Source organism: Limibacterium fermenti, from assembly GCF_041902845.1.
GTDB classification, from domain to species: Bacteria; Bacteroidota; Bacteroidia; order Bacteroidales; family Dysgonomonadaceae; genus Limibacterium; species Limibacterium fermenti.
This window is the reverse complement of sequence record NZ_CP159486.1, coordinates 3165440-3177749: the sequence shown is the minus strand read 5'-3', so window position 1 is coordinate 3177749 and position 12310 is coordinate 3165440. Positions and strand designations below refer to the sequence as shown.

Annotated in this window: 10 protein-coding genes; 5 read left to right on the top strand and 5 right to left on the bottom strand. The window is 47.3% G+C overall.

From position 1 onward, the window contains the following. A complete protein-coding gene (locus ABNK31_RS13785; protein WP_418893073.1) occupies positions 1-819 on the bottom strand; it encodes a FecR family protein in 819 nt (272 codons plus the stop codon). 64 nt (positions 820-883) lie between these two features. Beyond that, complete coding sequence (locus tag ABNK31_RS13780; RefSeq protein WP_418893072.1) at positions 884-1390, bottom strand: RNA polymerase sigma-70 factor; 507 nt, start codon at positions 1388-1390, stop codon at positions 884-886. Positions 1391-1572: 182 nt separating this feature from the next. Here ABNK31_RS13780 and purD point away from each other — a divergent pair, with 182 nt between their 5' ends. The 3 genes from purD to ABNK31_RS13765 all read left to right on the top strand — a co-directional run bounded on the left by purD (position 1573) and on the right by ABNK31_RS13765 (position 4451). Then, the gene (purD, locus tag ABNK31_RS13775; RefSeq protein WP_418893071.1) at positions 1573-2850 is read left to right on the top strand and encodes a phosphoribosylamine--glycine ligase; all 1278 of its coding nucleotides are present in this window, start codon (positions 1573-1575) and stop codon (positions 2848-2850) included. A 9-nt stretch (positions 2851-2859) separates the two neighbouring features. Continuing rightward, the gene (locus ABNK31_RS13770; protein ID WP_321579706.1) at positions 2860-3876 is read left to right on the top strand and encodes a hypothetical protein; all 1017 of its coding nucleotides are present in this window, start codon (positions 2860-2862) and stop codon (positions 3874-3876) included. A 71-nt stretch (positions 3877-3947) separates the two neighbouring features. After that, entirely contained in the window at positions 3948-4451 is a 504-nt protein-coding gene (locus tag ABNK31_RS13765; RefSeq protein WP_418893070.1) for a DUF4251 domain-containing protein, read from the top strand. Positions 4452-4510: 59 nt separating this feature from the next. On the opposite strand, the gene ABNK31_RS13760 is transcribed toward ABNK31_RS13765, so the two are convergent. Continuing rightward, entirely contained in the window at positions 4511-6142 is a 1632-nt protein-coding gene (locus tag ABNK31_RS13760) for an alkaline phosphatase (RefSeq protein ID WP_418893069.1), read from the bottom strand. 193 nt (positions 6143-6335) lie between these two features. Between ABNK31_RS13760 and surE the strand changes: the two genes are divergently transcribed. Together surE and lpxB are read left to right on the top strand one after the other, a co-directional pair. Continuing rightward, the gene (surE, locus tag ABNK31_RS13755) at positions 6336-7100 is read left to right on the top strand and encodes a 5'/3'-nucleotidase SurE (RefSeq protein ID WP_418893068.1); all 765 of its coding nucleotides are present in this window, start codon (positions 6336-6338) and stop codon (positions 7098-7100) included. A 77-nt stretch (positions 7101-7177) separates the two neighbouring features. Continuing rightward, positions 7178-8317 (top strand): lipid-A-disaccharide synthase, encoded by a 1140-nt coding sequence (lpxB, locus tag ABNK31_RS13750; RefSeq protein ID WP_418893067.1) that lies wholly within the window; start codon positions 7178-7180, stop codon positions 8315-8317. 287 nt (positions 8318-8604) lie between these two features. Here the strand turns inward: lpxB and ABNK31_RS13745 are convergent, their stop codons facing one another. Together ABNK31_RS13745 and leuS are read right to left on the bottom strand one after the other, a co-directional pair. Continuing rightward, positions 8605-9483, bottom strand: a complete 879-nt coding sequence (locus ABNK31_RS13745; protein ID WP_418893066.1) for a YitT family protein — start codon at positions 9481-9483, stop codon at positions 8605-8607. 2 nt (positions 9484-9485) lie between these two features. Further along, complete coding sequence (leuS, locus tag ABNK31_RS13740) at positions 9486-12239, bottom strand: leucine--tRNA ligase (protein ID WP_418893065.1); 2754 nt, start codon at positions 12237-12239, stop codon at positions 9486-9488. Positions 12240-12310 lie beyond the last annotated feature (71 nt).

Genomic DNA, 12310 nt, shown 5'->3' with positions numbered 1-12310 from the left:
TTATTCTGCCACGCGTATATGCGAGTCGAGCGTCAAGTTGATAATCTCTATGATGCCGTGGAGGTCTTGCCGGTTGAAAGTGGTGGTGATGGTCCATTCCCGTTCCTCTTCGGGGATCGATAGCGTTGCGGAGAAGAATTGTTCGAGCAAATCGGCCACGTCTTTCAGCGGGACGTTTTCAAATGCGAAGGTCTCATTCATCGCATCGACCGATAGCCTTGTTTCGGGCGACACGACGGCGATGGTTTTAGCGGCAGCATCGTACGTCGCCGACATGCCCGCCGTGCAGGCAAACGACAGCGACGGGTCAATGGGCGTAAACGATACGTTGCCCGATGTCACGCGAAGCTGCGTGCCGTTGCCCGATTCATCCACTTCGAAACTTGTTCCCGTGACTCTCACGGTGGCGGTGGGAGTGATCACAATGAACGGTTTCCGCAAGTCGTGCGCAACGTCAAAACGGATTTGGCCTCTCATCTTTACGCTCCGGTTCGTTTCACCGAAACGGCTATTGAATTCGAGGCGGGCGTCTTTTTGCAAAGTCGCCCTTGTACTGTCGGGAAGTAAATACACCGTTCCGTCAATCGAAGCGAGAAGCGTTTCGTTTCGGTTTGCCGAAAAATAAACGATTCCCGAAATAAGAAGAACGATTATCACGGCTGCCACACGGTAAAAAACCGCCTGTTTTTTAATGCCGGGCGACAGTGTGCGGTTCCTGGCGAACTGCTTCCATGCGGTGTCGGGGTTGAATCGATTCTCCTTGTAATGTTTCGTTACAAAGCCGATCGCTTCTTTCCACTTTCTTTCATTATCTTCCATGTCGTTGTAATTCTACCTATAAGATGCCGTAGAGGTCAAAATCCCTACAGGAAAAGCGCTTTTTTTATGCAAAGAAAAAGAGATAGGCGCCTCGGTCTTTTTGACGGAGCTGCTGCATGGCGCGTGCCACGTGGCTTTCTACGGTTTTCACACTCAGTCCGGTCAAATCGGCGATTTCTTTATAGCGCAGCCCGTCGCGTTTGGCCAGCAAGAATATCTCCCGCCGGCGTTCCGGCAATTCGTCGATCATCTTCCATATCCGGCTTTCCATGTCGGCGCGTTCCTGCTCCTCTTCAATCGTTAAGCTATCGTCGATATATCCGGGCTCGAGGGGAACCGTCGTCTTTGCATCGCGTATTTTAGCGAGACAATTGTTGCGCACCGCACCGAACAAGTAGGCCTTCACCGATTGTATTCCGCCGGAAGGTTGTTTGCTCCATAAATTGGCAAAAGTTTCCTGTACAATATCTTCGGATTCGTCTGTATTTCCCAGATAATGTAACGCGTGAAGGCACAGCGGGCGGTAATATGCATGAAAATACGCTGAAAACTCTTTTTTAGAAAGCCCCATAGTTCGGTGTTTAAACAAAAACCTTGCAAAATTAGCTGATTTTTCAGGGAATTGCAAGCCACGGAAGTAAAATCGTCGAGAGATAAAATATTTTATCGATTTTTCCCTTTCATTTTATTTTATTAGTTTTGCATGCAAGTTTTTGAAATTTTTTTTTGCTGTCTTTTTTTAATGGTTTTTTTATGAATGTATTATTATTAGGGTCTGGAGGTCGTGAGCATGCTTTGGCTTGGAAGATACGGAATAGTTCCCAGTTGAATAATTTGTATATTGCTCCCGGAAATGCCGGTACTGCGTTGCATGGTACCAATGTACCCTTCGGTGTGACCGATTTTCACGAGATGAAACGGTTTGTACTCAATAATGATGTGGATATGGTAATTGTCGGCCCGGAAGATCCCCTGGTGCAAGGCGTATCGGACTTTTTCCGCAAAGATGAGGACATTTGCCATGTTTCCGTTATCGGTCCGTCGGCAAATGGTGCACGCTTGGAAGGCAGTAAAGACTTTGCGAAGGATTTTATGAAACGGCATAATATTCCCACCGCCGCTCACAAAACGATTACTCCGGCGAATATAGAAGAGGGCGATCGCTTCCTCGAATCGTTACAGCCCCCTTACGTGCTGAAAGCCGATGGGTTGGCCGCCGGAAAAGGGGTGTTGATTACGCCCGATTTGAAGCAGGCGAAATTGCAAATACGCGATATGCTGGCAGGAATGTTCGGCGAAGCGAGCCGGAAAGTGGTCATAGAGGAGTTCTTATCCGGCATCGAGTGTTCTGTTTTTGTACTTACCGACGGAAAGTCGTATAAGATTTTACCGGTAGCCAAAGATTACAAACGTGTCGGCGAAGGAGATACCGGTCTGAATACCGGGGGAATGGGGGCCGTTTCACCGGTGCCTTTTGCGGACGAGGTGTTTATGGAGAAGGTTCGTTTGCGTGTCGTGGAGCCGACCATTCAAGGCCTTCGCCGAGAAGGAATCGATTATAAGGGATTTGTTTTTCTCGGGTTGATCAATGTGAACGGCGATCCGAAGGTGATTGAATACAACGTGCGTTTGGGCGATCCCGAAACCGAAGTCGTAATCCCTCGTATAAAGTCGGATTTGTTGGAGTTATTTATCGGGGTAACCACCGAGACGTTGAATGAGAAAAAACTCGAAATTGATGAACGTCATGCCGCTACCGTCATGATGGTTTCGGGGGGATATCCGCAAGCATATGAAAAAGGGAAAGTGATTTCGGGACTCGAAGAGGTTTCCGACAGCTTGGTTTTCCATGCCGGCACAGCGTTTAAAGAACGGAATGTGGTTTCGGCGGGAGGACGTGTTTTGTCGGTAACATCGTTAGGCGCAACATTGAAGGATGCGCTGAAAACAAGCTATAAAAATATCGCTAAGATTCGTTTCGAGCAATCGTATTGCCGGAAAGATATCGGCCAGGATATTGAACTTTTATAATAGATCTATATGCATTACGCCGTTCGTATATTCCGGAATACCGTTGTCGAAGCACGGTTCTCCTCGTTAGTTGTTTCGTTATGCGTAATCGCTATGCGGCTGGGGTTGTTTTCGGTATCGGAGATCCCTTCTGCCGGTTTTCCCGATACCGGTTATCTATGGCGCTTTTGCGAACATTGGTTTTCCGACCCGACCATATCTTTTATCGCGGCCACCCTGTCGGTTTTTCTTATTGCCTGGATGATTGCCCGCCTTAACAGCCGCTTTTCGCTCATCCGTAACCGTACCCACTTGCCATTTATTGTCCCGCTGATCTTGTTTAGCGTGCATCCGTATTTTTTGAGGATGACTCCCGATTATATCAGTATCTTTTTTATTTTGTGCGCGCTTTTCCCCTTACTGAGTTCTTTTCATCGCGATGAGACCTATTTATATTCTGCCCAATCGGGTGTTTTTTTAGCGATAGCCTCGCTTTTTCAAATATATTCTTTGCTGCTTGTGCCTTTATGGTGGCGCGGGGAGGCTTCCATGCACGGCGTGCATCTTCGTTCGTTCCTTTCTTCGTTCTTCGCGGTGTTGCTCGTGTTCTGGTCGGTTTTCTCCGTTTGTTTCTTTTTCGACGATTTGCCGGCCTTTACAGCTCCGTTCTCGTACCTGGCTCTTTTTTCACTTCCCGACTTGCCGGCCTTTTCGCCAGGGCATTGGGTACTGGTTATAGCGGTCGGCTTATTCTTCGGAGTCTATATGTTTTTAAGCATTAAAACCTATATCCGAGACAAGGTGTTGACTTTGTCTGCGATACAATTCATGATTTATTTGCTGATATTTTTGCTTTTGTTTCAAATGGTTTATTGGAGCCAAGGTGTTTTTTTCCTTTCACTGGGCATTGCTTTACTATCTTACCTTATTGCCTATTTTTATACGCTGACAACTTCAAAAGTGAATATTTACGCGGGGTACTTTGTGTTCCTATTGCTAATAGGATACTACGTGTTAAACTATTTCTCTCTTTTCCCTGCGGTCTGACAAACAAAGGTAGCTATTTGATTGTTAAAAGGCTACTGAGTCTTACTATAAAATAATAGGAGAGAAAAACAATGAAAAAAAATATTCTGCGATTCATGGTCGCGATGGCGCTTGTGAGCGTACTATATGCGTGCGGTGCTTCCCAGACGGCTGCTGAAAAAGCGGCCCGTACGACTGAGTTGAAAGAGGCTATAGAAGCTCGCCGATTCACGTTCAATGCTACGTATGTGTATCCTACCGGATTCAAATCGAGGTATCTTACACCGAGTTACGACGTAAAAGTTTCGCCCGATACGTTAACGGTGTATTTACCTTATTACGGACGGGCTTATTCGGCTCCGATAGATCCCGGAGAAGGCGGCATCAAATTTTCGAGTACCGATTTTTCGTACGAAATGGAAGAAGGCAAAAAAGCCGGTAATTGGCAGATCCGTATCCGGACGAACGATACCCCTCGGCAGACAATTCTTTTTTTCGATATCTGGGAGAATGCCAAAGCCCGCCTCGATGTTACTCATCCCGACCGGCAGCCGATTTCATTCCAAGGGGATATCGTTATTCCCGAAAAGCTTTAACTATAGGGGGGCTTTAACTACCGGGGGATCGCCTTAAGCGACACCCCCGGTCTAAGAATTCAAAGTTTTTCCGCCAACTTTTTCGGGAGGTAAAACGTGTCGTTCTTGTCGATGTATACCACTACCGATCCTACATCGAACGGTTTGCCGTTTAATTTTGCAACCGATGAAAAGGCTTTCACCTCTAACGTTTTTCCGTTCTTCGTGACACGTAGAACCGGAAAATCGGCATCCTTTTTATCGATTTTATAACCGGTGCGTGCAAACACTTCGGTATGTTTTGCGAAGATATTGTCCGACAGTTCCTGAAGGGGAGTCGATAAACCCGATACCTGGAACAGGTACCGATTGATATCGACATTCCGGAGATTACCCCGGGGAACATTGTCTTGCGGGTGATAGGCCGCCAACAACACCTCTTCTCCTGTGTGGCCTCCGGTCGTGAAACCGAAACAAGTGTGTGCGTTGAGGATGTCGACGATGTTATGCACCATGTTATTGCTGGTACCGACCTTTGTGTAATCGCCCTCTTTATAGTTTCGGGAAGAGTAGAGTGTTTCCAACTCTTCGTCGGTTAAATCGATGTTGGTATATTTCTTAAATTCGCTTCTTACATTTTCGGGTTTTGTCTTTAAAAGCAATGCTTCAAGCCCGTTAGCGCTTAACTTGTAATTGGATACATTCTCAAAGAGCTGTTTTATCGATAGTTTGTCGTATCCCGGACAACGGCTGGATCCGATGGTGAAGCCGCTGTTGCCATGATCGGAAAGGATGATAACCGCTGTTTCGCCGTCTTTTTTTGCAAAATCCATCACCTTGCCTACGGCTTCATCGAAAGCCAGATACTCGGTGATGATACTCGCCGGATCATTGGCGTGCGCCGCCCAGTCTATCTGACTGCCTTCGACCATCAGGAAGAATCCCTTCGGATTTTGCGACAATACGTCCAATGCTTTCTCCGTCATTTCGGAAAGAGACGGCAATTTATCGGGGTTCCGGTCGATATCATAAGGAAACGCTTTGTCCTGAAAGAGCGCCCATATCTTTCCTTTTCCTTTGTAGTTCAAAAGGCCGTCACGATCATTTTCGAGATAGGTCGTCCCGTTATTCCGGAAATGTTGCCTGATGTCGTCGGTAACGATACCGGTTCCCCCGCCAAACATCACGTCTAAATTCTGATAGGCTATTTGCGGCGCCAAGGCCTTGTAATTACCCCGGTTGTAATAATGAGCGGAGCAATCTGCCGGCGTGGCATGAGGAAATTCGCAGGTAACAACCAAACCGGTAGCCTTACCCAGTTCGATACGCGACGCTTCGAGAATCGTGGCGGCGGGTTGATAGGTGCGGGTTGAGTCTACCGGATAGAGATCGGCTTCGGGGTCGGCTTCCGGATGAATGGCCACATTGCCTGTCTTTTGCAGGACGCCGGTCATATAAGCGGAGGTGGTCGGCGCCGAGTCGCCGATGGGAGCATTCGAGGAATGCGTCCGAACGGTTCCTGTAAAATAGGGATCGATATTCAATTGTTGCCCCAGTTTATTGTAAATTTTATACCATCTTGCCGCCGAGTAAACTCCAATGGATGTGCCGTCGGGAATCATGACGATTACATTTTTTACCGGCTTTACCTGCTGCGCCGATGCCGTGAGGCAAAGGGCTGCCAAATAGATTAATACACTTAATTTTTTCATCTTATACCTATGATAACTTTCATTATCGATTATATGAATTGTTTATAGTTGATTTGTTTGTGAATGTAAAGGTACAAAAATGTTATTACTTTTATATGAAGATTTCAAAGGAAGCTTTTTTCTGTGTCCTGCTTACCCTAAAAAGTGCGCGTTTTTGCGTATATTTGCTGCTCTTTTATCAAACAAAAGTAAAATGAATTCGAAAAAACCTCTTATCCTCATCACGAATGACGATGGATATCAAGCGAAAGGTATTGCCTCTTTGGTGGAGGCCGTAAAAGATTTGGGCGACATTGTCGTTTTTGCTCCCGATTCCCCCCGTTCGGGAATGTCGGGCGCCATTACAACGATTTTGCCATTACGGAGTTATCTGTATAAAGAAGACGAAAATGTCCGGTTGTATGTCTGTTCGGGTACACCGGTCGATTGTGTCAAGCTGGCGATAAATGAATTTCTCGACCGGAAGCCGGATCTGTTGCTTTCCGGAATCAATCACGGATCGAATGCCGGTATCAGTGTTTTGTATTCGGGAACGGTCGGCGCCGCTATTGAAGGTTGTGTGTTCGGTGTGCCGTCGGTGGCATTATCTCTGTGTGAGCATACGGCGAATGCGGATTTCAATCATGCCGCATCGGTTGCCCGCAAATTAGCTGTCCGGGTCTTGGAAAACGGGCTTCCTAAAGGAATGTGCCTGAACGCAAATGTTCCGGCGGGAGAAATAGAGGGGATAAAAATAACGGCTCAAACTCAAGGCAAGTGGGTGAACGAATATGTGCGTGCCAAAGATGGCGGCGGGCATGATGTCTTTTGGATGACGGGGAATTTTGAAAATTGGGAACAAGACAATGATAATTCGGATGAATGGGCGCTGGCGAATGGTTATGCGTCGGTCGTTCCGGTGAAAATTGATATGACGGCTTATGATCTTATTCCTGAGCTGAAGCAATGGGAGTTATAGGAATTACGAATGACTAATTACAAATGACGAATTAGTAATTAGTAATTGGTAATTAGTAATTGGTAATTGGTAATTATATGAAGTATTATCTTATAGCAGGGGAAGCGTCGGGGGACTTGCACGGGTCGAACTTGATGCGATCGATTAAAAATCGCGATGAAGAGGCTGATTTTCGCTTTTTGGGAGGCGACTTGATGCAGGCTCAGGGCGGGGTGTTGGTAAAGCATTACCGCGAAATGGCTTATATGGGCATTATTCCTGTGATTAGGCATGCCGATAAAATATGGGCTAATATGAAATCCTGCAAAAAGGATATCGTTCGATATCGCCCCGATGTCGTGATTTTAATTGATTATCCCGGCTTTAATCTTCAGATTGCCAAATTCGTTAAGAAGCATCTCGATATTCCCGTGCACTATTATATTTCGCCGAAAGTGTGGGCTTGGAAAGAATATCGTGTAAAGTCGTTCAAAAAATATGTGGATGAAATGCTCTGCATCCTGCCGTTTGAAGTCGATTTTTACAAAAAACACCGGTACCGGGTTCATTATGTCGGAAATCCTATCGTCGATGCGCTTGCTGCGCGGGATCATCAAGATGAACCGTTTCCGGCTTTTATTACGCAATACGGTTTGGATAACAAGCCGATTATTGCGCTGCTTCCGGGGAGCCGTAAGCGTGAAATAGAAGCCAACTTGCCGGTCATGCTCCGCGCTTCGGAAAGTTTTAGGGACTATCAGGTGATTATTGCCGGAGCGCCGGGAATCGAGCCGGACTTTTACGATACTTATGCGGACTCTTATCCCCTGAATGTGACGGTGCTTTTTCAGCAAACCTACCGGATACTGGCGCAAGCGAGAGCGGCTTTGGTTACGTCGGGAACGGCGACATTGGAAACCGCTTTGCTCAATGTCCCTCAGGTCGTTTGTTACCAAACGGCATTCCCGAAACTATCGTATTGGGCGTTTCGCCATATTTTGCATACTCCCTATATTTCGCTGGTTAACCTGATCGCCGGAAAGGAGGTGGTGAAAGAATTATTCGCCGTGTTTTTTTCAGAGCGGAATATTCAAAAAGAATTGGACTTGTTGCTCAACGATGACGCGTACCGGCAAACGATGCTCGGCAATTATGAGGAGATGCGACAGTTCGTCGGTGGCCCGGGAGCCTCTGACCGTGCGGCGGCGGTTATTGTCGATGCGATTCGGGGAGAATGACGCTCTGTTTTGAAAGATAGCCATCGGCAACGGCTGTTGCCGGCATGCTTTTATCTTTATTTTAGCCGGAAACCGGAGATCTGGCTTGCAAACTAAAAATTTTGTTAAGGATACCGGGTATACGCTCTTCCAATTAAAATTTATATGAAGGATACTGAGTATCCGGATTCTCATTGTGAAAAGAAGTTATAGATACCCGGTATCCTCGATGTGATTTGCAAATCGCAAGCCGGATACTTGCGCAGCCGGAGTCTGAATGGACGAACGCACGCCGGATACCGGGGAGATTATTTCATTTTGTCGAATCCTTCTCCGTAAACTCCGATAACAGACGCCTGACTGACGAAAGCATTCGGATCGACACCTTTCACAATGCGAAAAATCGATACCGATTCGGTACGCTTAGCCAAAACCACCACCACTTTTTGAGGTTTTTGCGAATACCAACCTACTCCGTCCAATACGGTACATCCTCGATGTAATTGAAGGTTGATTTCCGTGGCGATCTCTTCATATTTCTTAGAGAAGATCAGGAACTGAACCGATTGGCGGATCCCGTTAATGACGTAGTCTACGGATGTGGTCATGACCGCGATGATGATAATGCCGAACAGAATGGTTTCGATGCTTTGGAAGATAATGTAAGAAGACGAAACAATGGTCAGGTCAATGACAAGCATAATGCGTCCCGGCGTTACATTCCGGTATTTATTGATGACCATTACCACAATATCGGTTCCGCCGGTACTCCCGTTTACGGAAAAAACCAATCCCAATCCGCCCCCGCATAAAATCGCCCCGATCATGCCGGCAATTAGAGGATCTTCCTGTAGTAACACCGGCATAGAAGGAAATCCCTCCAACAGGCCGATAAACAAAGTCAACGACCCTACGCCGATAATTGTTTTCAACAGGAATTGCGACCCTAATATTTTGATGGCGGCCAGGATGAGGAATATATTCACCCCTAAAATCGTTAAAGAGACCGGCATGCCGAAAGCGTAATTCATTAATATCGCAATACCCGTCAGTCCCCCCGTCACAAAATGATGGGGCATAATAAACAAGGTTATCCCGATAGCGTACATGGCGGTACCCATCATAATCGTGAGATAATCCTTCCAGAAGAATTTCTTTAACTCGTACTTCTTTAATTGCGCGTTCATACTTAGATGACGATATTGACAATCTTTTTCGGAACGATGATTATTTTTTTCGGCGTTTTCCCTTCCAACCATCGTTCGGACTTGACGTGTTCCAATACGGCTTTTTCGATTGCTTCGCGGCCGGCATCGGCTGGGAAATCCAGCGTAAAGCGTGTCCTGCCATTGAAAGAGATCGAGTAGGAGAAGGTTTCTTCCTGCAAATAGTCTTCCCGGAATTTCGGGAATGCGGTGTCGAAAATCGTTCCTTCGTTACCCAACCTGTGCCACAGTTCTTCTGCGATGTGCGGGGCAAACGGGGCGAGGCAGACCAACAGGTCGCTTAAAATTGCTTTCTTATTGCATCGTAATTGCGATAATTCATTTACGCAAATCATAAAAGCAGACACAGAAGTGTTGAACGAAAACTGTTCGATATCCGTCGTTACTTTTTTTATCAGTTTATGGAGAGCGCGCAACTCGTCTTTCGACGGCTCTTCGTCCGACACCCGCCACTTCTCACCGTCGAAAAACAGATTCCACAGTTTCCGCAAGAAGCGATGCACCCCGTCGATCCCGTTGGTATCCCAGGGTTTGGACTGTTCCAAAGGCCCGAGGAACATTTCGTACAAACGCAACGTGTCGGCGCCGTATTTCTCGATAATGTCATCGGGATTCACTACGTTGAACATCGATTTGGACATTTTTTCGATCGCCCATCCACAGACATACTTTCCGTCCTCCAGTATGAATTCCGCCTTTTTATATTCGGGATTCCAATTGCGGAATGCTTCTATATCGAGGAGATCGTTGTGCACGATATTGACATCGACATGCAGCGGACTCGTTTCGTATTGATCTTTTAAGTTGTAAGAAACAAAGGTCTGCGTATGGTTGATGCGGTACACGAAATTGCTCCGCCCCTGAATCATGCCTTGATTCACCAGCTTTTTGAAGGGCTCCTGTTCGCAGGAAACGCCTAAGTCGAAGAGGAATTTATTCCAGAACCGGCTATATATAAGATGTCCCGTGGCATGTTCCGTTCCTCCGATATACAAATCGACATTTCTCCAGTATTCATCGGCATGTTTCGAAACCAATGCCTTCGGGTTGTGCGGATCCATGTAGCGCAGGTAATAGGCGGATGAACCGGCAAAGCCCGGCATCGTCGATAGTTCGAAAGGATAGCCTTCTTCCGTATGCCAGTTTTTAGCGCGTCCCAACGGAGGATCTCCCGCTTCGGTAGGAAGATATTTGTCCACTTCGGGCAGTTCGAGGGGCAGCTTGCTCTCCTCGAGAGGGTAGGCTATGCCGTCTTTATAATAGATGGGGAACGGTTCGCCCCAATAGCGTTGGCGTGAAAAGATGGCGTCGCGCAGGCGATAGTTGATTTGTCGGTATCCCAGGCCTTTTTGCTCCACCTCGTCGATGGCGGCGGGGATGGCTTCTTTTACGGTTTTGCCGTTGAGGAAACCGGAATTGATCATCACGCCGTCTTTCGCGTCGAAGCTTTCTTGCGAAACGTCGCATCCTTCAATCAACGGGATAATGGGCAGGTCGAAATGTTTGGCAAACGCATAGTCGCGGCTGTCATGAGCCGGCACGGCCATGATCGCTCCCGTTCCGTATCCGGCCAATACATAGTCCGAAATCCAGATGGGCAGTTTCTCGCCCGTAAACGGATGCAAGGCATACGATCCCGAAAAGACCCCGCTCACGGTTTTCTCCGATATGCGTTCGCGTTCGGTTCTTTTTTTGGTTTTTTCCAGATATTCCTGTACGGCCGGGAGCTGCTCTTCGGAGGTCAGCAGCAAGGTTAAATCGCTTTCGGGAGCAAGCACCATGAATGTGACGCCGAAAATGGTATCGGCACGGGTGGTGAAGATATCGAAGCGTATATTGTTCTGTGCTTTAAAGTGCATGACGGCACCTTCCGAACGGCCGATCCAGTTCTTCTGCGTTTCCTTCAGCGAGTCGGTCCAATCGATCGTCTCCAACCCGTCCAGCAACCGTTGGGCGTAGGCCGATACCCGCAGGCACCACTGACGCATTCTCTTCTGCTCAACCGGATATCCTCCGCGTTGCGACAACCCGTTGATGACTTCGTCGTTTGCCAGTACCGTCCCTAAGGCCGCGCACCAGTTTACCATCGTATCGCCCAAATAAGCGATACGGTAGTTCATCAACACATCCTGCCGGTCTTTTTCACTTTTCGCCTTCCATTCATCGGCTGTGAACCCGCGTTCTTCCGAGCAAGCGGCATGGATTCCTTCCGTACCCTGCTGTTCAAAATGTGCGATAAGTCGATCGATAGGCGCTGCCCGATTGGTGTCAAAATCGTAATACGACTTGAACATTTGCAGGAAAGCCCATTGGGTCCATTTATAATATTCCGGATCGCTGGTGCGGATCTCGCGGCTCCAATCGTAAGAGAAACCGATTTTATCGAGCTGTTCGCGATACCGGGCAATGTTTTTTTGCGTGGTTATAGCCGGATGTTGTCCGGTTTGGATGGCATATTGCTCTGCGGGAAGGCCATACGCATCGTAGCCCATGGGGTGAAGCACGTTATAGCCTTGCAAGCGTTTAAATCTCGAATAGATATCCGAGGCAATGTATCCGAGGGGATGCCCTACGTGTAGCCCGGCTCCCGAGGGGTAAGGGAACATGTCCAACACATAAAACTTCGGTTTCGTCGAATTTTCGGTTACCCGATACGTCTGATTCTCCGTCCAGTATTGCTGCCAGCGTTTTTCTATTTCTTCGAAATTATAATCCATTTTTATTCTTTTAAAAAACGCTGCAAAGGTAGTGAATAAAAACTATTTTGCCAATTGTATCGGGACGCTTT